The 20,731-nt window shown below is 42.1% G+C and carries 18 protein-coding genes; 16 read left to right on the forward strand and 2 right to left on the reverse strand.

Translation table 11 applies throughout. The features are described 5' to 3' along the window. The first annotated feature begins 30 nt into the window (after positions 1–30). On the forward strand, positions 31–828 hold the full coding sequence (spo0A, locus tag ACXAEO_RS03710) for a sporulation transcription factor Spo0A (protein WP_474878118.1): 798 nt from the start codon (positions 31–33) through the stop codon (positions 826–828). A gap of 183 nt (positions 829–1,011) precedes the next feature. Here the strand turns inward: spo0A and ACXAEO_RS03715 are convergent, their stop codons facing one another. Continuing rightward, on the reverse strand, positions 1,012–1,164 hold the full coding sequence (locus ACXAEO_RS03715) for a YycC family protein (RefSeq protein ID WP_474878120.1): 153 nt from the start codon (positions 1,162–1,164) through the stop codon (positions 1,012–1,014). 119 nt (positions 1,165–1,283) lie between these two features. On the opposite strand from ACXAEO_RS03715, the gene ACXAEO_RS03720 reads away from it, so the two are divergent. Beyond that, a complete protein-coding gene (locus ACXAEO_RS03720; RefSeq protein ID WP_474878122.1) occupies positions 1,284–2,009 on the forward strand; it encodes a glycerophosphodiester phosphodiesterase in 726 nt (241 codons plus the stop codon). 123 nt (positions 2,010–2,132) lie between these two features. Here ACXAEO_RS03720 and ACXAEO_RS03725 read toward each other — a convergent pair whose 3' ends face one another. Then, positions 2,133–2,387 (reverse strand): DUF2627 domain-containing protein, encoded by a 255-nt coding sequence (locus tag ACXAEO_RS03725; RefSeq protein ID WP_474878124.1) that lies wholly within the window; start codon positions 2,385–2,387, stop codon positions 2,133–2,135. A 174-nt stretch (positions 2,388–2,561) separates the two neighbouring features. On the opposite strand from ACXAEO_RS03725, the gene ACXAEO_RS03730 reads away from it, so the two are divergent. The 14 genes from ACXAEO_RS03730 to ACXAEO_RS03795 all read left to right on the forward strand — a co-directional run bounded on the left by ACXAEO_RS03730 (position 2,562) and on the right by ACXAEO_RS03795 (position 20,635). Then, the gene (locus ACXAEO_RS03730; protein WP_474878126.1) at positions 2,562–4,634 is read left to right on the forward strand and encodes a sigma-54 interaction domain-containing protein; all 2,073 of its coding nucleotides are present in this window, start codon (positions 2,562–2,564) and stop codon (positions 4,632–4,634) included. A 274-nt stretch (positions 4,635–4,908) separates the two neighbouring features. Further along, on the forward strand, positions 4,909–6,009 hold the full coding sequence (bcd, locus tag ACXAEO_RS03735) for a branched-chain amino acid dehydrogenase (RefSeq protein ID WP_474878129.1): 1,101 nt from the start codon (positions 4,909–4,911) through the stop codon (positions 6,007–6,009). A 41-nt stretch (positions 6,010–6,050) separates the two neighbouring features. Then, complete coding sequence (buk, locus tag ACXAEO_RS03740; protein ID WP_474878131.1) at positions 6,051–7,151, forward strand: butyrate kinase; 1,101 nt, start codon at positions 6,051–6,053, stop codon at positions 7,149–7,151. Positions 7,152–7,169: 18 nt separating this feature from the next. Beyond that, the gene (lpdA, locus tag ACXAEO_RS03745; RefSeq protein WP_474878133.1) at positions 7,170–8,591 is read left to right on the forward strand and encodes a dihydrolipoyl dehydrogenase; all 1,422 of its coding nucleotides are present in this window, start codon (positions 7,170–7,172) and stop codon (positions 8,589–8,591) included. Between the two features lie 17 nt (positions 8,592–8,608). Continuing rightward, positions 8,609–9,601: a thiamine pyrophosphate-dependent dehydrogenase E1 component subunit alpha gene (locus ACXAEO_RS03750; protein WP_474878136.1), complete on the forward strand. Its 993-nt coding sequence runs from the start codon at positions 8,609–8,611 to the stop codon at positions 9,599–9,601. A gap of 12 nt (positions 9,602–9,613) precedes the next feature. Then, positions 9,614–10,597 carry an alpha-ketoacid dehydrogenase subunit beta gene (locus ACXAEO_RS03755; RefSeq protein WP_474878137.1) on the forward strand — a complete coding sequence of 328 codons (984 nt, stop codon included), beginning with the start codon at positions 9,614–9,616 and terminating at the stop codon, positions 10,595–10,597. Between the two features lie 17 nt (positions 10,598–10,614). Next, positions 10,615–11,883 (forward strand): dihydrolipoamide acetyltransferase family protein, encoded by a 1,269-nt coding sequence (locus ACXAEO_RS03760; RefSeq protein ID WP_474878139.1) that lies wholly within the window; start codon positions 10,615–10,617, stop codon positions 11,881–11,883. 194 nt (positions 11,884–12,077) lie between these two features. Beyond that, on the forward strand, positions 12,078–14,156 hold the full coding sequence (locus tag ACXAEO_RS03765) for a methylmalonyl-CoA mutase family protein (protein ID WP_474878141.1): 2,079 nt from the start codon (positions 12,078–12,080) through the stop codon (positions 14,154–14,156). Continuing rightward, positions 14,157–16,358: a methylmalonyl-CoA mutase gene (gene scpA / locus ACXAEO_RS03770; RefSeq protein WP_474878143.1), complete on the forward strand. Its 2,202-nt coding sequence runs from the start codon at positions 14,157–14,159 to the stop codon at positions 16,356–16,358. Further along, the gene (gene meaB / locus ACXAEO_RS03775; RefSeq protein WP_474878147.1) at positions 16,336–17,322 is read left to right on the forward strand and encodes a methylmalonyl Co-A mutase-associated GTPase MeaB; all 987 of its coding nucleotides are present in this window, start codon (positions 16,336–16,338) and stop codon (positions 17,320–17,322) included. The genes scpA and meaB overlap by 23 nt, the downstream gene beginning before the upstream one ends. 369 nt (positions 17,323–17,691) lie before the next feature. Continuing rightward, on the forward strand, positions 17,692–18,129 hold the full coding sequence (locus ACXAEO_RS03780) for a BrxA/BrxB family bacilliredoxin (RefSeq protein ID WP_474878150.1): 438 nt from the start codon (positions 17,692–17,694) through the stop codon (positions 18,127–18,129). A 294-nt stretch (positions 18,130–18,423) separates the two neighbouring features. Beyond that, the gene (locus ACXAEO_RS03785; RefSeq protein ID WP_474878152.1) at positions 18,424–19,221 is read left to right on the forward strand and encodes a transporter substrate-binding domain-containing protein; all 798 of its coding nucleotides are present in this window, start codon (positions 18,424–18,426) and stop codon (positions 19,219–19,221) included. Positions 19,222–19,260: 39 nt separating this feature from the next. Next, on the forward strand, positions 19,261–19,920 hold the full coding sequence (locus tag ACXAEO_RS03790) for an amino acid ABC transporter permease (RefSeq protein WP_474883950.1): 660 nt from the start codon (positions 19,261–19,263) through the stop codon (positions 19,918–19,920). Continuing rightward, positions 19,913–20,635: an amino acid ABC transporter ATP-binding protein gene (locus ACXAEO_RS03795; RefSeq protein WP_474878157.1), complete on the forward strand. Its 723-nt coding sequence runs from the start codon at positions 19,913–19,915 to the stop codon at positions 20,633–20,635. Before ACXAEO_RS03790 ends, ACXAEO_RS03795 begins: the two co-directional genes overlap by 8 nt. Positions 20,636–20,731: the final 96 nt, after the last annotated feature.

Genomic DNA, 20,731 nt, shown 5'->3' on the forward strand with positions numbered 1-20,731 from the left:
AGGATTACAGGGATTGAGGAGGAATCTGTTGTGAAAAAAATTAAGGTTTGTTTAGTGGATGACAACAGAGAGTTAATCGGACTTCTAGAAGATTATATTTCAGCACAGGATGATATGGAAGTAATTGGGGTTGCGTATAACGGTCAAGAATGCTTATCAATGTTGCGAGATAAAGATCCGGATGTGCTCGTATTAGACATTATCATGCCTCATTTGGACGGGTTGGCAGTCTTAGGTCAAGTGAAAGAAATGAAGAAAGAAAACTATCCAAATGTCATTATGTTAACAGCTTTTGGCCAAGAAGATGTTACGAAAAAAGCAGTGGATTTAGGAGCATCTTACTTTATTTTAAAGCCGTTTGATATGGAAAACCTTGTGAACCATATTAGACAAGTGAATGGCCAGTCTTCGTCTGTTTTAAAGCGCTCTAGTTCTCTGTCATCATCAGTAAGAATGCCGCGAGAAGGGAAATCCAACAATTTGGATGCGAATATTACAAGTATTATCCATGAAATTGGTGTTCCGGCCCACATTAAAGGCTATTTATATTTACGCGAAGCTATTTCGATGGTGTACAAAGATATTGAGCTACTTGGGTCTATCACGAAAGTGTTATATCCAGATATCGCTAAAAAATATAACACGACAGCAAGCCGTGTAGAACGTGCAATTCGTCATGCGATTGAAGTAGCATGGAGCCGTGGAAACATTGATTCTATCTCATCCCTTTTCGGTTATACCGTCAGCATGACAAAAGCAAAGCCGACGAATTCCGAATTCATCGCCATGGTAGCGGATAAATTACGTTTGGAGCATAAAGCTTCTTGAGAGGGTAAGGAATAAAGAGAAGTTAACGGGTACAGACAAAGACCTGATTTTACTCAGGTCCTTTTGAAAGAGCGTTTACAATATAAGATCGATGTTATGTGAACTCCTGATGTTTTAGGAGTTTTTGTAATGGATGATTAGATGGTGAGTCTAGGGGCGAAATAGATGTGAATATTTCCGCTTTTAGGACTCACTTTTTTGTTCGTCATCCTGATTTAAGGTAGCCATTTTTTGCAGCAAAATATGCTGGGGCATGTGCATTAATTGTTCCAATGGAATATTTAAAGCTTCTGCTAATTTAACCGCTGTTTCAGGAGAAAGCTGTAAAGGTCTCACGTGTGACCCTCCTTTCGAATGGGAAATGTACATGTAAGTATAGCAAATATTTTGTAAAAGAAAAGGGGTTATCCGGTAAAAATAGAATGATTCATACGAAAGTAAAGGGAGGTTGACCAATGGAAATATACGGCCATCGAGGGGCAGCCGGAACTTTCCCTGAAAATACAATGGTTTCATTTCAGGCGGCTGCGAAAGCGGGAGCGGATGGAATTGAATTAGATGTACATATGTCAAAAGATGGTGAGCTTATTGTCATTCACGATGAAAAGGTAGATCGAACAACGAATGGGACGGGATATGTAAAAGATTTAACGTATGCACAAATTCGAAAACTAGATGCTAGCTACAAGTTTAAAGGGAAGTATGGCAAATGTCCTGTACCGACGTTGCGAGAAGTATTGGAATGGGCGGCCGCGATTTCTTTAAAAGTAAACATTGAACTAAAGAATAATGTGTTTGAATATTCATCTTTGGAAACGAAGGTTATGGATTTGTTATATGAGTTGAATATGAAAGAGCTTGTGGTGTTGTCTTCGTTTAATCATAACAGTATGGCACGGGTTGTTAGTTTGGGTGAGGATGTGGAAACGGCGATTCTCTATTCTATGCAGTTATTTGAGCCGTGGAACTATGCTAAAAACATGTGTGTAAAGGGGCTTCATCCTAATTATCGAACAGTTAATGATATTGTTGTTTATGGTGCGCATAGCGAGCAATTAGCAGTGCGTCCTTATACGGTCAATGACGAAGAGGTGATGAAACAGCTTTATCTTATTGGCTGTGATGCTTTAATTACGGATTATCCGGAAAAGGCTTGTAAGCTGTTTAAACCATCTAAATGAAAAAGGGAGAGCTGAAAAGAGTAAAAAATAACTCTTTTCAACTGCTCCCAGAAAAGCCTCGTTACGGAAATCGGATGATTTGCTGACGAGGCTTTTTCATAACGAATGGTGTATGAAAGGAACTTAATATTTGCCGGCCTGCTCTTTTTTTTGAAATTTTTCTTGAACTTTATTTTTTTTGCGGTCTCGATGAAGAATAAAGCCAGCGACAAAGCCGAGACCGAGCAGAAAGAAAAGAAGACCAGCGGTAAACTGGAGGAATAGAGAGGGAAACGGGGGCTGAAGAAGACCAAATACCATATCTCTCATTAATTTAATCCCATATGCAGCTAACGCTCCTGGAATGAGCAGTACAATTAAGGCAATGATTCGAATCATGGGCTCATAAATCCTTTCTTCAAAAAATGTCCTTCAACTGAATCATATAAGAACGATAGAATTTGTCAAGGGAGATTTTTCAGTGTAAAAAGATAAGGAGTGTACCGTGTAAACAATGCCGAATCGTAACACAGAGGTAAAAACAAATCGCAATAAGATGATAGGTGGTTGAGTATGCAAAAAGTAGTAGTGATTGGGGCTGGAAAATGCGGCTTAGCTATTTTAAAAATTATGCTTGAAACTGACACGCTGGAAGTCTGTGCAGTCGTGGATAAAGAAGAGAGTGCTCCAGCAATGAAGTTGGCGCAGCAATATAACATTGCCACTGGAACGGACTGGCGCATGTTTTTGAACGATGACATTGATATTGTCGTAGAAGCGACAGGCAGTCCGGTAATAGTTGAGGAGCTTCAATTGGTGCGCCATCCAAAGATGATTATCGTTCCAAGAGAGGTGGCATTCAGTATAGCAGTACTGATGGATGAAAAAGAAGCGCTTATTCGTACTTTGAAAGACCAGTCGTTTAAGCATGATCTTATTTTTAATTCTATTCGTGACGGCATGATTGTCATCGACCAAACAGGAACCATTACACTTTTTAATCGAGCAGCAGAAAGTATGACAGGCTATAAGAGTGAAGAGGCGGTAGGGAAACATATTCATGAATGGATTCCGAGTAGTCAATTGCCTGATATTTTACAAACGAGAAAAATGGATAGAAACCAGGAGTTTCTTTTGCAAAATGGCCGGAAAATTATTACTTCACGCATGCCGATGATTGATGAAGATGGTGAGTTATTTGGAGCATTTTCTCTTTTTAAAGATATTACGGAAATTGTGAATTTAGCGGAAGAAGTAACAAATCTAAAAGAGATTCAGACAATGCTTGAGGCAATTATCCAATCGTCCGAAGAAGCGATTTCGGTTGTCGATGAACAGGGGCGGGGAATTTTAATTAATCCAGCTTATACAAAATTAACAGGACTGCATGAAAAAGATGTGATTGGAAAACCTGCAGCTACCGATATTTCTGAAGGAGAAAGCGTGCATATGAAGGTGCTGAAAACCCGAAGACCTATGCGGGGTGTCAGGATGAAGGTGGGGCAGAAACGAAAAGATGTCATTGTCAATGTTGCCCCTATTATTGTTGACGGCAAATTGAAAGGTAGCGTTGGCGTTATTCATGATATGTCCGAAATCCAACTGCTTACAACGGAGTTAAATCGGGCGAGGCAAATTATTCGCACATTAGAAGCAAAATATTCTTTTGAAGATATTCTCGGTACATCAGACGAATTCAGACTGGCAGTTGAGCAAGCGAAATTAGGGGCCAATACACCTGCTACTGTCTTGTTGCGAGGCGAGTCAGGGACAGGAAAAGAATTATTTGCTCACGCTATTCATAATGCGAGTGATCGGAAATATAACAAATTTGTCCGGGTGAATTGTGCAGCTCTTTCTGAAACTTTATTAGAAAGCGAATTGTTTGGGTATGAGGATGGCGCTTTCTCTGGAGCTCGTCGGGGCGGAAAGCGAGGGTTATTTGAAGAAGCTAACAATGGCAGTATTTTCTTAGATGAGATTGGGGAATTATCCGCACATATGCAAGCGAAATTATTGAGGGTACTTCAAGAAGGTGAAATTGTTCGTGTCGGGGGGACGACACCTATTTCGATTAATGTCCGGGTCATCGCGGCCACCAATGTTAACTTAGAACGGGAGATGGCTTCAGGGAGGATAAGGGAAGATTTATATTATCGATTAAATAAAATCCCGATTCACATTCCTCCACTCCGTCAGCATAAAGAAGACATTGAGCAAATCGCTGGCCGGTTAATTACAAAAATTAATCAAGATTACGGCCGCAATGTAGAAGGTGTAACAAAGGGTGCTGTGGAACTACTTCAGCAATACGATTGGCCGGGAAATGTACGTGAGTTAGAAAATATGCTAGGCAGGGCGATGATTTATATGAATTATAATGAAGTATGGATTGATGTCCATCATATTCCCCCTTTGCAATCCTCTGTAACTAACCAGCGGGAGAATGTACAGGAATATAAAGAGGTGAGAGAACGCGAGACGTTAAGTTGTCTTGTGGAAAAATATGAAGCTAGTATTATTGCGGATGTTCTTCATAAATATAAAGGCAATAAGACGAAAACCGCTCAGCATTTAGGTATTTCCATTCGATCTTTATATTACAAGATTGAGAAATATAGAATTGAAGAAAAAAGCATGCAATAAATTGCACAGTCTGCAATTTATTGCATGCTTTTCTGCTGAAGAAACATGATAATAGACGGATAAAAGGTTTGGCATTGTTCTTGCATGATTATGAATAGAGAAAGACAGGGGAGACTATAAAGAAAACTTCCATCAGCAAGCAGGCTTATCCGTTGCCGGTGGAAATTGATATATCCCCAATCATTCATTAATCTGAGAGGAATGTTCTTTCACGGACTTTTGCGCATGACCTATTTAAAACAGCAGATGATAACGACAACCGGGAGGAATAAAAATGAAAATTTTTGAATATATGAAAGACTACGATTATGAACAATTGGTACTTTGCCAAGATGAGCAATCAGGATTAAAGGCGATTATTGCCATTCATGATACAACATTAGGTCCAGCGCTTGGAGGAACAAGAATGTGGACATATGAATCAGAAGAAGCGGCCATTGAAGACGCGCTTCGACTGGCAAGGGGCATGACGTATAAAAATGCTGCTGCAGGGTTGAATTTAGGCGGCGGAAAGACGGTTATTATTGGGGACCCTCGTACCGACAAAAATGAAGAGATGTTTCGAGCGTTTGGCCGTTACATTCAAGGACTAAACGGTCGTTATATTACAGCTGAGGATGTCGGCACAACGGTTGAAGATATGGATATTATTTATCAGGAAACAGACTATGTTACAGGGGTGTCTCCTGCGTTTGGGTCTTCTGGCAATCCTTCGCCTGTTACGGCTTACGGAGTATACAGAGGAATGAAGGCAGCCGTAAAAGAAGCGTTTGGCACGGATTCTCTTGAAGGCAAAAAGATTGCAGTACAAGGTGTAGGCAATGTGGCCTTTCATCTTTGCAAACATTTGCACGAAGAAGGTGCCAAGCTTATCGTGACAGATATTCAAAAAGAAGCTGTTCAACGTGCTGTTGAAACGTTTGGAGCGGTTGCGGTCGACCCACAAGACATATATGCCGTCGATTGTGATATTTATGCTCCGTGCGCATTAGGGGCGACAATTAATGATGTCACCATTCCACAGCTAAAAGCGAAAGTGATTGCAGGAGCAGCTAACAACCAGTTGCGAGAAGCGAAACATGGAGATCTCATTCATAATTTGGGAATTGTGTATGCGCCAGACTATGTTATTAATGCAGGAGGTGTCATCAATGTAGCTGATGAACTGTATGGCTACAATTATGAACGAGCGCTAAAGAAAGTGGAGGGAATTTACTCTAATATTGAGCGTGTCATTGAAATTGCAAAACGAGATAATATCCCAACGTATGCAGCGGCAGATCGGTTAGCGGAAGAACGCATCGAGCGAATGAGAAAATCGAGAAGTCAATTTTTGCAAAATGACCACCATGTTTTAAGCCGCCGACATAGTTAATATTCGTGTAAGAGGTATTTCAAGACTTAGGAGGATTCAAGTTGGATGCGAAAGGTTATCGGATTTTGGCACTTAACCCGAGTCGAACGTCTACAAAAGTAGGAGTATTTCAAAATGAACATTTACTCTTTGAACAAACCCTTTCTCACGACGGCGAGAGTTTAAGAAAATATAAAAATGTGATGGAACAGTGCGGGCTTCGAAAAGAAGCCATTCTTCATGCGCTTGACCGTGAAGGGATTAACTTATCAAAACTTGATGCTGTGTCCGCATGTGGAGGATTGGTGAGACCAGTAGAAGAAGGAGCGTATAAAATAAATGATGTTATGCTAAAGGATTTACAAGAGGGGGATGCTGGTCAGCATATTTCTAATTTAGGGGGAGTACTCGCGCATGAGATTGCCTCCGGATTGAACATTCCTTCTTTTATGGTTATTCCTGCTACGTTGGATGAACTGGAGCCTCTCGCCCGTTTATCGGGCTTGCCGGCTGTTAAACGAAAAAGTACTTTTCACGCCTTCCATCAAAAGGCTGCGGCGAAGAAAGCTGCGGAAGCAATCGATAAACCGTATAAAGAGTTAAATTTAATAGTTGTTCATATGGGAGAAGAAGTGACCGTTGGTGTACATAAACGAGGCAAAGTGGTTAATGTAAGCAACGGTTTGGACGGAGAAGGACCGTTTAGCTTGAGTTGTACTAGAGACGTTCCAGTAGGTGAGTCGGTGACGCTCTGTTACTCGGGTCAATATGACTGTGAAGACATGCTGTCGAGTAAGGGGGGGCTCGCTAGATATATGGGGACCATCAATGTGCAGGAAGTAGAGACCCTCATAGCGAAAGGAAGTCATACAGCGCGGGTCGCATTTGAAATAATGGCTTACCAAATAGCCAAAGAAATTGGGGCGGCAAGTACGGTCGTTTTCGGAAGAGTGGATGCCATTGTGCTGACAGGAACTTTCGTGCATGCTAAAAGTTTTGTTCAGCTAATTCGCAGCAGGGTCGATTGGATTGCCGATGTGGCTGTTTATCCAGTTGAAAACGAACTCCAGTCACTTGCTGAGGGCACTTTGCGTGTGCTCCGAGGAGAAGAGCGTGTGAAAGTGTATGCAGAAAACAAAGAGAGTACCATTTTGTTTCATTGATTTAGGAGGGATGATGTTATGACAGTCGAGTATGATCTTGCTGTCCTCGGAGGGGGAACAGGAGGATATGTAGCGGCAATTCGAGCTGCCCAGCTTGGGTTAACGGTAGCGGTTATCGAGAAACGGCATCTAGGAGGGACTTGTCTGCATGCCGGATGTATTCCAAGTAAGGCCTTTTTGAGAAGCGCAGAAGTGTATGCGACTGCGAAAAAAGCAGGGCAGTACGGGGTGTTGACAGGGGATGTACGCTTAAATTTCTTGAAAGTGCAAGAGAGAAAACAAGCCATTATTGATCAACTACACAAAGGGATTCGTCATTTGATGAACAAAGGGAAAATTGATGTGTATGAAGGGTTTGGGAGAATTTTAGGTCCTTCCATTTTTTCGCCAATGCCTGGGACGATTTCGATTGAGATGAATAACGGGGAAGAAAATCAAATGATTTTACCAAAACAAGTACTGATTGCGACAGGTTCAAGGCCGAAAACATTGCCTGGACTGAATGTGGATGGCACATATGTGATGACTTCTGATGAAGCTCTTCAAATGTCTGAACTTCCCGATTCAATAGTTATTATAGGCGGAGGCGTCATTGGCGTAGAATGGGCTTCCATGCTACAAGACTTTGACGTGAAAGTTACCATCTTAGAGTACAGCAATCGCATTTTACCGACTGAAGATATGGAAATATCAAAAGAGATGGAGCGACTGTTGACAAAGAAAGGCGTTAAGGTCGTAACAGGTGCGAAAGTTCTTCCGGAAACATGTGTTGTTCAAGATGGAATTGTCATTCAAGCAGACATTGCCGGAGAAACAAAGGAATTCAAAGCGGATAAATTGCTTGTGTCTGTTGGAAGGCAAGCAAATATTGAGAACATTGGCTTAGACAACACAGAGATTGTCATTGAGAACGGAGTCATTCAAACGAATACATCCTATCAAACGAAAGAATCTCATATTTATGCCATTGGCGATGTTATTGGCGGAATGCAACTTGCCCATGTGGCTGCTCATGAAGGAATTGTGGCAGTGGAGCATATGGCAGGAAAAGAGCCCGCCCCTTTGAAATATGAAATGATTGCAAAATGCGTTTATAGCAGTCCGGAAGTGGCGAGTATAGGATTAACGGAACAAGAAGCGCTAGAGAAAGGGTATCAAATCAAGATAGGAAAATTTCCGTTTCAAGCGGTCGGAAAAGCTTTAATTCACGGAGATGCGTCTGGATTTGTTAAAATTGTGGCGGATGAGAAGACAGAAGATTTATTGGGTGTCCATATGATTGGTCCGAATGTCACCGATTTAATTTCAGAAGCGGCGCTCGCTAAAGTGCTCGATGCGGTGCCATGGGAGATTGGCCATACGATTCATCCGCATCCGAGTTTATCGGAGGCTGTAGGAGAGGCAGCGCTCGCGGTTGATGGAAACGCTATTCATTTTTAAGGAGATTAAAGGAGGAGATGACAATGAAACGTCATGAGCAGCTTGGATTACAAGATCAACAAGTAATCGAGATGTACAAAACAATGCTGTTGGCCCGAAAGATTGATGAACGGATGTGGCTGTTGAATCGAGCGGGGAAAATTCCATTTGTAATTTCTTGCCAAGGTCAGGAGGCTGCTCAAGTGGGGGCTGCTTTTGCGCTAGACAGAAAAAAAGATTATGTTCTCCCTTACTATCGGGATATGGGAGTCGTATTGGCGTTTGGACAGACCGCAAAAGAGTTAATGCTGTCTGGATTCGCTAAAATGGAAGATCCGAATTCTGGTGGACGTCAAATGCCTGGACATTTTGGAAGTAAACAAAATCGAATTGTGACAGGCTCGTCTCCTGTTACGACACAAGTACCACATGCGGTAGGAATTGCGCTTGCCTCCAAAATGGAAGGAAAGGATTTCGTCAGCTTTGTAACGTTCGGTGAAGGCTCCTCGAATCAAGGAGATTTCCATGAAGGAGCCAACTTTGCAGGTGTTCATAAGCTCCCAGTTATTTTTATGTGTGAAAACAATAAGTACGCCATTTCTGTTCCGATTGAAAAGCAGCTTGCTTGCGAAAAAGTATCAGATCGTGCGATTGGCTATGGCATGCCTGGTGTCACCGTTGACGGGACCAATCCGCTTGATGTATATGAAGCGGTCAAAGAGGCAGCTGACCGGGCGCGAAATGGGGAAGGACCAACGTTAATTGAAGCGGTTTCTTATCGGTTGACAGCTCATTCGAGCGATGATGACGACCGTGCTTACCGCGCAGAAGAAGAGCGTTCGGAAGCGAAGAAAAATGATCCGCTTGGTAAGTTTGCAGCGTATTTAAAAGAGGCTGGGCTTTTAACAGCTGAATTGGAAGAAGAGCTTATGGCGGAAGTGGCATCCATTGTGGATGAAGCGACGGAATATGCGGAAAATGCCTCTTATGCGAAAGCAGAAGAGGCATTGAAATACGTATATGGAGAGTGAGGAGGAGAGAAAATGCCAGTTATTTCTTATATAGATGCTGTTACGATGGCGATTAGAGAAGAGATGGAGAGAGATTCAAAAGTGTTTGTGCTTGGAGAGGACGTTGGGCGAAAAGGGGGCGTATTTAAAGCGACGAACGGATTGTATGAACAATTTGGTGAACAGCGGGTAATGGATACCCCGTTAGCTGAATCAGCCATTGTCGGGGTAGGAGTTGGAGCCGCCATGTACGGGATGCGCCCGATTGCAGAAATTCAATTTGCTGATTTCATTATGCCAGCTGTTAACCAAATCGTATCAGAAGCAGCAAGAATCCGATACCGTTCCAACAATGACTGGAATTGTCCGATTACCATTCGAGCACCATACGGAGGTGGGGTACATGGAGCGCTCTATCATTCACAGTCTGTTGAAGCGATGTTTGCTAACCAGCCTGGATTGAAAATCGTCATGCCGTCAACACCGTATGATGTAAAAGGTTTGTTAAAAGCAGCGATTCGCGATGAAGACCCTGTTTTGTTTTTCGAGCATAAGCGTGCATACCGGCTCATTAAAGGAGAAGTTCCTCAAGAGGATTATGTTCTGCCAATTGGCAAAGCAGATGTGAAGCGAGAAGGAGATGACATTACAGTGATCACATACGGATTATGTGTTCACTTTGCGTTGCAAGCAGCAGAAAAGCTAGCTGCTGACGGCATTTCCGCTCATATTCTTGATTTGCGTACAGTGTATCCATTAGACCAGCAGGCCATCATTGAAGCTGCCTCTAAAACAGGGAAAGTATTGCTCATTACAGAGGATAATAAAGAAGGCAGCATTATAAGTGAAGTAGCTGCTATTATTGCTGAGCATTGTTTATTTGACCTGGATGCACCGATTAAACGATTGGCTGGACCGGATATTCCTGCCATGCCATATGCACCGACGATGGAAAAGTTTTTTATGGTCAATCCAGATAAAGTAGAAAAAGCGATGCGAGAATTGGCAGAGTTTTAACAAGGGAGGTTTTGTAGATGGGGATTGAAAAACTGACAATGCCTCAGCTCGGAGAAAGTGTAACAGAAGGTACTATTAGTAAATGGCTCGTATCAGCGGGTGATCATGTGAATAAATATGATCCGATTGCGGAAGTCATGACAGATAAGGTCAATGCTGAAATTCCTTCATCTTTTACTGGCGTTGTAAAAGAGCTAGTCGTTCAGGAAGGGGATACGTTAGCAGTAGGAGAAGTCATTTGTGTGATGGAGACCGAAGGCAGCGACTCAAGTGTCCCTCTTGAAGAAAAGCGTGAAGAAGTGAAAAAATCCGATAGCGAAAAGGACACCTCACAAAAAAGACGATATTCTCCAGCTGTTTTAAAAATGGCACAAGAACATGCGCTTGATTTGGAACAGATTGAAGGGACGGGTGCCGGTGGAAGAATTACGAGAAAAGATGTGCTAAAGGCAATTGAAACAGGTCATCGTTCTGCAGTGAGGCCCGTTTCCGCACAACAGGAAGAACAAACGGTCATGCCAAAAGCGGTTCCTCCGAAGCGTGCTGAGTTTCAGTCGAGTGCTCCAGCTGCTTTTGTACAAGAAGGGGATAAAGAGATTCCAGTGTCTCCTGTTCGTAAGGCTATTGCTTCTAATATGGTTCGAAGTAAACAGGAAGTTCCACATGCCTGGATGATGGTAGAAGTAGATGCGACTGATTTAGTAAACTATCGAAATGCTGTGAAAGACGAGTTCAAGCAAAAAGAAGGATTCAACCTTACGTATTTTGCTTTCTTTATCAAAGCAGTCGCGCAAGCGTTAAAAGAATTTCCGCAAATGAATGCTACATGGGCTGGAGACACCATTATTCAAAAGCGAGATATTCATCTTTCCATAGCTGTTGCTACAGACGATGCTTTATTTGTGCCTGTCATTAAGCATGCAGACGAAAAGACGATTAAAGGATTGGCGCGGGAAATATCGGAACTGGCGGGCAAAGTGCGTGGGGGAACCTTACGTCCTGAAGATATGCAGGGCGGTACCTTTACGGTTAATAATACCGGTTCGTTTGGCTCTGTCCAGTCAATGGGTATTATTAATTATCCGCAAGCAGCCATTTTACAAATTGAATCAATTGTTAAGCGACCTGTCGTCATGAATAACGGGATGATTGCTGTGAGAGATATGGTCAACTTATGCTTATCGCTTGATCACCGAGTGCTTGATGGCTTGATTTGCGGTCGATTTTTAGCAAGAGTAAAAGAGATTATTGAAGCGATTTCACCTGATCGTACCTCCATCTATTAGAAATCGGAAAGACACTCGCTTGTCTATAAGATGTCCATGAAAAATGTTACGCTCGGAACCCTTTATGTGTGTAAACATATAAAGGGTCTTTTTCTGTCTGGATTTGTCCATTGATATGTTGAGGTCAATTGTATTAAGATGGAAATAGATAAGATTTAAATTTTTCTGACTATTAAAGGCGGAGGAGAGATGGAATGAAACGAGCAAGCGAAGTATCGTTTGATGACTTTTCGGTTTTGAGTGCAGAAGAGTGGGTGAAAGAAGTGGAACGAACATTAAAAGGAAAAGGTGTTGATTCACTTTCTACTACTACTTATGAAGGGATTGTTTTGAAACCGCTTTATTTAGCAGAAGACATCGTATCCTCTATCCATCTTGACGATTTGCCTGGTGAAAGGTCCCTTGTGAGGGGAAGTCATCCGGCAGGCTATACAGAAAAATCATGGGAAGTTGCTCAAGAAATTAATCATCCAGTTGTGAAAGAAGCAAATCGTTTAGCTGTATCAGGTTTGAAAAGCGGACAAACTATGCTTGGGATTCAGCTAGATCAAGCAACGAGACAAGGGATTGATGTTGGTAAAGCTTCTTTATCTCAAATTGGCGATGGTGTTTCCATCAGTTGTTTGCAGGATATAGAAGTGTTATTTCAAAATGTTGATCTCGAAACGATTCCTCTTCATACAGTGACGAATTTCACTGTATTACCGTTTTTATCTTTGCTGGCGGCTTATGTGAAAAAAAGGGGGTATTCCTTACAGGAAGTAAAGGGCGTCGTCGGAACTGATCCGCTTGCGTCGTTCGTTCAAAGCGGTTCTTCGCCTCTATCCCTTTCAGATATGTATGCTCATATGGCTGAAGCGGTAAAATGGGCTGTCTATCATGCTCCAAATCTTAAAACGGTCGTGATTGATGTTCATACATACCACGATGCAGGTGCGCATGCAGTTCAAGAACTAGCCTATTCAATTGCATCTGCTACTGAGTACATTGATGTCCTTTTAAAGAAAGGGTTGTCTCTCCACGAAATTTTACCTCAGCTTTCATTTACGTTTGGCGCAGGTTCTCATTTATTTATGGAAAGTGCCAAGCTGCGTGCCTTCAAAATGTTATGGACTAAAATGATTACTGCCTTTGGTGGCCATAGCGAACAACATAAACCGTATATTCATGCGAAAACATCCAGAACAACCAAAACAAAATATGATGCTCATACGAATATGCTCCGCTCTACTGTTGAAGCGTTTGCGGCGGTGGTTGGAGGAGTTGATAGTCTTCATGTCACGCCATTTGATGCTTTGCTAGAACCTTCTAACGAATTCTCTCAGCGGATGGCTCGCAATGTTCAGCTTATTTTAAAGGAAGAAGCGTATTTAACAAAAGTGATTGATCCTTCAGGAGGGTCATGGTATGTTGAGGCGCTAACAAGTGATCTTGCGGAGAAAGCGTGGCATTTATTTCAGGAGATTGAGGAAAGAGGTGGCATGTCCGCGGCGTTAAAGAAAGGGTTTATTCAACAAGAGCTAAACAAGGTCGTGCAAAAGCGGAACAAGGATATTCAGACACGCCGTCATCGTATTGTAGGAGTTACCCATTACGTTCAAACAACGGAACGTTTATCAGCGAAAAGAACGTTTAATCGAACTGCTTTTCATGAGCAACGCCTTCGCCAATGGAAATCAATGTCCGATGAATCGGGAACCATCGACAGTACTACGATGCAAGCCTTTATTAAAGCGGCAGAAAAAGGCGCAAGTATTGGCTCTTTAATGGAGCATATGGCTGGATTCTCTTACTCTGAAAAGGTGGAGCCCATTTCGAGCTGGCGCAAAAGCGAGGAGCTGGAGGAATGGCGGGAGAAAGTAGAGAACATGCAAGAAGAGGGGCGTCTGCCCGAAACGATTTTCTTCTGTTTATTAGGTGAGGAAAAGGAATGCAAAGCTCGCATTACGCTTGCTCAATCTGTTTTTCAGACAGGAGGTTTTCTTATTGAACAAGGTCCGCCGCTGCTTTCGCCTGCTGAAGCAGTTGCCTTGTGTAACGAGCAGCAAGGAGACATAATCGTCCTTTGTGGAACAGATGAACATTATGAAAAAACAGGTGCAGAAATGGTTCGCAAGCTTACGGCGAGTGGCAAGCATGTGTATCTCGCAGGGAACGTATCAGATGAACAAGCTTTTTTGTTTAGAGGAGAAGGTGCCAAAGGCATTATTAACTCTGATACGAACGTTATCTTGCTTTTAAATGAATTGCTGAATGTTATGGAGGGGAACTGAATGTACGAAAAACCCGATTTTACGCAAATTCCATTTCATCAACAGCTAGATACAACAGCACACATCTCAAAAAAAGAATCGCATAATGAGGATGTATCTGTTTTCCAAACGAATGAGCAAATTGCCATTAAGCCGCTTTATAGAAAAAAAGATACGCAAGCGTTCCGTTTTACTCAATTTTTGCCGGGGTTGCCTCCGTTTTTGCGGGGACCGTATCCAACGATGTATGTAAATCGTCCATGGACAATTCGGCAATATGCAGGTTATTCGACAGCAGAGGAAAGCAATGCTTTTTATCGGCGCAACTTGGCAGCGGGTCAAAAAGGATTATCTGTTGCGTTTGACCTTGCCACCCATCGCGGTTATGATTCTGATCATCCGCGGGTAGTGGGGGATGTGGGGAAAGCAGGAGTGGCGATTGATTCGATTTTAGATATGAAGGTGTTATTTGAGGGCATTCCGTTAGATCAAATGTCTGTTTCTATGACGATGAATGGTGCAGTCCTTCCGGTTATGGCTTTTTACATCGTGACCGCAGAAGAACAAGGAGTGAAACAGGCGCAACTTTCAGGGACCATTCAAAATGACATTTTAAAAGAATACATGGTACGGAATACGTATATTTACCCGCCTGAGATGTCTATGCGTATCATTGCGGATATTTTTCAATATACGTCCCAATATATGCCGAAGTTCAACAGTATCAGCATTTCAGGCTATCATATGCAAGAGGCGGGTGCTCCTGCTGATTTGGAACTTGCTTATACACTGGCAGACGGACTGGAATATGTCCGAACAGGTTTAAAAGCTGGTATTTCAATTGATTCGTTTGCCCCTCGGTTGTCCTTTTTTTGGGCTATTGGGATGAATTATTTCATGGAAGTCGCCAAAATGAGAGCTGCTCGTCTTTTATGGGCAAAATTGATGAAGTCATTTGATCCTCAAAATAAAAAATCGCTCGTCTTACGAACACATTCACAAACATCAGGCTGGAGCTTAACGGCACAGGACCCTTACAACAATGTTGCTCGTACGTGTGTAGAAGCCTTGGCAGCGGCGTTAGGGCATACACAATCGCTTCATACGAATGCTCTTGATGAAGCAATTGCGCTTCCGACTGATTTTTCAGCCCGAATTGCTCGGAATACCCAGCTCTATTTACAGGACGAAACGGGAATTTGTCATGTAATTGACCCGTGGGGCGGCTCTTATTATGTTGAGACGTTAACAAATGAATTGATGAATCGTGCGTGGGGGCATATGCAAGAGATTGAGGAGCTTGGAGGAATGGCTAAGGCGATTGAAACGGGAATCCCGAAAATGAGAATTGAGGAAGCGGCCGCAAGACGCCAAGCGAAAATTGATTCAGGTGTAGAAACGATTATTGGTGTGAATCAACATCGCGTTCATAATGAACAACCGCTCGATATTTTAGATATTGACAATACGGCGGTTCGGTTGAAGCAAATGCAACGTTTAGAAAAATTGCGAACATCACGGAATGATGCAGACGTTAACAGAGCATTAAATGCTATTACGGAGGCCGCTGAAACGGGTGAAGGCAATTTATTAGCACTCTCGGTGGAAGCGGCCCGTGCAAGAGCATCGCTTGGAGAGATTTCTGCTGCAATTGAAAAAGTCGCGAAACGCCACACGGCTACCATCCGTTCCATCAGCGGTGTATATAGCTCAGAATTTGCATATGAGGAACAAATTAAAGATGTGCAGGCAATGACAGTCCGTTTTTCAGAAGAAGAGGGACGACGCCCGCGGATTTTAATCGCTAAGATGGGGCAGGATGGACACGATCGAGGCGCGAAAGTGATTTCCACCGCTTTTGCGGATTTAGGGTTTGATGTCGACATTGGCCCTCTTTTTCAAACACCGGAAGAAACAGCGATGCAGGCAGTAGAAAATGATGTTCATGCAATCGGGATGAGTTCGCTTGCAGCGGGACATAAAACATTATTGCCTCAGTTAGTAGAGGAATTAAAAAAACATGGACGTGAGGACATTGTCGTCATCGTAGGAGGAGTCATTCCACAGCAAGATTATGATTTTCTGCTGGAAAACGGGGCGTCTGCTATTTTTGGTCCAGGTACCGTTATCCCTGATGCTGCGAAACAAGTGCTGTTTGAAATTAGAAAACGAATCGGCTATGAGGAAACGGAGTGGCACGATGAGACGAGAGAAAACAATTGAAGAGTATGTAGAGGGGATTTTGAGGCAGGACCGGGCAACGCTTGCTCAAGCAATTACGCTTATTGAAAGCAATGCGCCCCGCCATTTCCAAAAGGGGCAGCACGTTCTCAAATCGCTCGCTCCTTATACCGGGAAATCTGTCCGTATTGGCATAACCGGAGTACCGGGAGCAGGGAAAAGCACGTTTATTGAAGCGTTAGGTCTGCATATATGCGAATTAGGACATAAAGCAGCCGTGTTAGCTGTCGACCCAAGCAGTACGATTACGGGAGGAAGTATTTTAGGAGATAAAACGAGAATGGAAGGACTGTCTCGTCATCCTTCTGCTTTTATTAGACCTTCTCCATCTCAAGGAACATTAGGTGGCGTGCATCGAAAAACGAGAGAGTCGATTCTTCTTTGTGAAGCAGCAGGGTTTGATGTTATCATCATCGAAACGTTGGGGGTCGGGCAAGGTGAAACTATTGTAAAAGAGCTGGTCGATGTCTTTTTGCTTTTAGTATTAACGGGAGCGGGCGATGACCTTCAAGGAATTAAAAAAGGAATTATGGAGCTGGCCGATGTCATTTGCATTAATAAAGCAGATGGTGACAATGCCGAAAAAGCGTTAGTGACGAAACAGGAGTATGAGACGATTGTTCATTTGCTCCAATCAACGACAAAAGGCTGGAACACAAAGGTGTTAACGTGCTCAGCTCTTTACGGGGAAAGAATCGAAGAAGTTTGGAGAACGCTGCAACAGTATATCACTCATTGTCGTCAGTATGATTTATTGACGGAAAAACGTGATAAGCAACTCAAGCATTGGCTTAAAGCGATGATTGCCGATTATTTACATGTATCGTTTTATGAAAAAGAAAGTATTAAAGAACTGCTCCCACTATTGGAAGCGCAAATGCTTCAAAAAGAAGTTACTGTTTCGGAAGCAGCAGAGCAGCTCATACAAATGTATGAACAAACGTAAAGAAACTCGGGAGTTGTGCAAATAAAAAAATCCACAGCGGAAATATCCTCATGCAGGAAGGTTTCCACTGTGGAACTCAGTTTGAGAACTGCTGCGTGCAGTTCCGTTTCAGGGTTAAGGTAAGGAAGTAGATGTAGTAGTGTTATTATTTCCGTTCACGAAGAAGATTAAACCATATTATGATAAATAATTTTGGTTGAAGTGACTGTCTTTTATGCAAAAGATTATTTATTTGAAAATGCTTACGTATCCTTGATATGATAGAAGCAACTTCCATGAATCATTGTGTTTAGTTTTTCATAGTCAGTCTAGTTCGTAATTCTGTTATATTACGTTTATAACATCAAGCAAAATAGAGGAGGCACCAAAATGAATATCGACTTCAATTTATTTATGAATGACGTGGTTAGACAAGCACGCCAAGAAATTAAGGCTGCTGGTTATACAGAGCTTACAACACCGGAAGAGGTGGAGGAAGCATTTAAAAAAGAGGGGACAACCCTTGTAATGGTTAATTCTGTTTGTGGTTGCGCAGGAGGTATCGCAAGACCAGCGGTGGCCCATGCGGTTCATTACGATAAAAGACCAGACCATTTCGTAACAGTATTTGCTGGTCAAGATAAAGAAGCGACTGCCCATGCTCGCGAGCATTTTGTCGGTTATCCGCCATCTTCTCCATCTTTCGCCCTATTAAAAGATGGAAAATTAATGTCAATGGTGGAACGTCATGAAATTGAAGGACATGATCCAATGTCTGTTGTTACAAAACTTCAGCAGGCGTTTGACCAATATTGTGAAGAAGTGTGAAACGATCGCAGTAAGTAAAAAAGACCTTTTTAGACCCGTTCTAGAGGGTCTTTTTTTATGCGTAGATAACAATATGAATAAGAAGTATTTTGTTTTTTGAGAATAATATTATTAATACTACAATATGATAAACTTATATTTAAAAACCATATTGCATAATTATTAGATTGTGATAAAATACATTGTATCGAATGAATATAAAATTTTTATTAGTCTACTTGCAATAGTGACAAACTTATTTCATAATATTATTAAAAATTAAAAAAATTCAAAAATATATAAGGGGGTAAAACTGTGAAAAAATGGTTTTCGTTCATCGTGATGAGCATGTTAGCTGTTGGAATGTTAGCGGCATGTGGGACAAGCGATGAATCAGCAAATGGAGCTGAAGGAGAAAAGACAGAAGAGACAAAAGTACTAAAAATGGGGACATCGGCTGATTATCCACCATTTGAATACATTGATACAGCAAAAGGCGATGAAATTATCGGATTTGACGTCGATTTAGCGAAAGCAATTGCGAAAGAGCTCGGATATGAGGTAGAAGTACAAGATATTGATTTCAACGGTTTAATTCCAGCCATTCAAGCGAATAAAGTAGACTTTGTTTTAGCTGGCATGACGCCAACGGAAGATCGTAAGAAGAGTGTTGACTTCTCAGATGTTTACTATGAGGCAAAGCATATGATTGTCACACCGAAAGATAGCGGAATTGAAACGCTGGAGGACTTAAAAGGGAAAACAGTGGGCGTGCAAGTAGGTTCGATTCAAGAAGGAAAAGCAGAAGAGATTAAAGAGAGTGTTGACATTACCATTGAAAACCGCAACCGGATTCCAGAATTGGTACAAGAGATGAAAGCTGGACGTTTTGATGCAGCGATTATTGAAGATACAGTAGCGGAAGGCTTCTTTGAACAAGATCAAGATATGACCGGCTTTGTTCTTGAAGACGAAAATGAAGAAGAAGCGGGCTCGGCCATTGCGTTTCCAAAGGAAAGTGAGCTGACAGCGGAATTCAACCGTGTGTTGAACGAAATGAAAGAAAACGGTGAAGTAGATAAATTAATCGTAAAATGGTTTGGCGGCGAGTAATAAGCTGAACATGAACGGAGAGAGAGGAATGGGTTGGGCATGAATTTGGACTTTACGCAAATCCTGCCCTCAATCCCTTATATTTTAGAGGGGATATGGGTAACGATTAAAATTGTCCTAGCAGCAGGGCTGCTTGGGTTTACGTTAGGAATCATTTTAGCATTATTTAAGATTGGAAGAATAAAAGCGCTTTCGTTGTTTGCAGATGCATATACATCGATATTCAGGGGAACACCGCTTGTACTACAGTTATTAATTATTTACTTTGGGTTGCCACAGCTCCTGGGCTTTGAAATTGATGCTTATCCAGCTGCCGTGTTAGCTTTTGGATTAAACTCGGGTGCGTATATTTCAGAAGTCATCCGCGGGGGGATTTTAGCGGTAGATAAAGGACAGAGGGAAGCATCTTTAGCGCTTGGTATCCCATATCGCCAAATGATGAAAGACATCATCTTACCTCAAGCAATGAAAAACATTTTACCTGCGTTAATGAATGAGTTTATTACACTGACAAAAGAATCGGCTGTAGTAACAGTTATTGGGGCAATGGATATTATGCGCCGGGCTTATATTGTTGGCGGTCAAACGTATCGCTATTTCGAACCGCTTCTTTTGGCTGGTCTAATCTACTATATTATGGTTATCGGCTTGACACTCCTTGGCAAGGCGGTCGAGAGGAGAATGAGAAAAAGTGATTAAAATTGACAATCTTCATAAATCATACGGGAAATTAGAAGTACTAAAAGGAATCTCGACAACCATTAAAGAAGGGGAAGTCGTAGCGATTGTTGGTCCTTCTGGTTCAGGGAAATCGACCTTCTTACGTTGCATGAATCTGTTGGAAGAACCAACGAGTGGGCATGTTTGGATTGGCGACCAAGATATTTCTGATTCGAAAACAGATATTATGAAGGTCAGGCAAAATGTCGGAATGGTGTTTCAACATTTTCACCTTTTTCCTCATAAAACAGTTCTCGAAAATTTAACATATGCACCTATTACCGTAAAAGGAATGACGAAAAAAGAAGCAGAAGAAAAAGGGAAAGAGCTGTTGGCGAAAGTTGGTTTAGCGGAAAAAGCGAATGAATATCCAAACCGTCTTTCTGGAGGGCAAAAGCAGCGTGTTGCCATCGCGAGGGCCCTTGCGATGAATCCAGAAGTGATTTTGTTTGATGAACCAACGTCTGCTTTAGACCCTGAAATGGTTAAAGAAGTGCTGGAAGTTATGAAGTCATTGGCTCACACTGGGATGACAATGGCGATTGTAACGCATGAAATGGGCTTTGCAAGAGAAGTAGCTGATCGAGTACTGTTTCTAGATGGAGGGTTGTTGGTGGAAGATGCACCACCAGCTGAATTTTTCTCATCTCCAAAAAGTAAAAGGGCAAAGGATTTCTTGGAAAAGATGTTATAATAAAAAAGATGACCGGTTATGGTCATCTTTTTTTTCATATTACAGACAAAATGTTCAGCAGAGACAAATATTAAAAAATTCATCATCTGTCCTACA

Source organism: Bacillus sp. ABA4_010 (assembly GCF_056159105.1).

Bases quoted from the DNA above. Each gene is read 5' to 3' on its own strand.
- ACXAEO_RS03765 (WP_474878141.1), top strand. From the start codon at position 12,078: ATGAAACGAGCAAGCGAAGTATCGTTTGATGACTTTTCGGTTTTGAGT.
- scpA (WP_474878143.1), top strand. From the start codon at position 14,157: ATGTACGAAAAACCCGATTTTACGCAAATTCCATTTCATCAACAGCTA.
- ACXAEO_RS03790 (WP_474883950.1), top strand. From the start codon at position 19,261: ATGAATTTGGACTTTACGCAAATCCTGCCCTCAATCCCTTATATTTTA.
- ACXAEO_RS03750 (WP_474878136.1), top strand. From the start codon at position 8,609: ATGACAATGAAACGTCATGAGCAGCTTGGATTACAAGATCAACAAGTA.
- ACXAEO_RS03725 (WP_474878124.1), bottom strand. From the start codon at position 2,387: ATGATTCGAATCATTGCCTTAATTGTACTGCTCATTCCAGGAGCGTTA.
- ACXAEO_RS03760 (WP_474878139.1), top strand. From the start codon at position 10,615: ATGGGGATTGAAAAACTGACAATGCCTCAGCTCGGAGAAAGTGTAACA.
- meaB (WP_474878147.1), top strand. From the start codon at position 16,336: ATGAGACGAGAGAAAACAATTGAAGAGTATGTAGAGGGGATTTTGAGG.
- ACXAEO_RS03730 (WP_474878126.1), top strand. From the start codon at position 2,562: ATGCAAAAAGTAGTAGTGATTGGGGCTGGAAAATGCGGCTTAGCTATT.
- ACXAEO_RS03780 (WP_474878150.1), top strand. From the start codon at position 17,692: ATGAATATCGACTTCAATTTATTTATGAATGACGTGGTTAGACAAGCA.
- ACXAEO_RS03720 (WP_474878122.1), top strand. From the start codon at position 1,284: ATGGAAATATACGGCCATCGAGGGGCAGCCGGAACTTTCCCTGAAAAT.
- ACXAEO_RS03755 (WP_474878137.1), top strand. From the start codon at position 9,614: ATGCCAGTTATTTCTTATATAGATGCTGTTACGATGGCGATTAGAGAA.
- lpdA (WP_474878133.1), top strand. From the start codon at position 7,170: ATGACAGTCGAGTATGATCTTGCTGTCCTCGGAGGGGGAACAGGAGGA.
- bcd (WP_474878129.1), top strand. From the start codon at position 4,909: ATGAAAATTTTTGAATATATGAAAGACTACGATTATGAACAATTGGTA.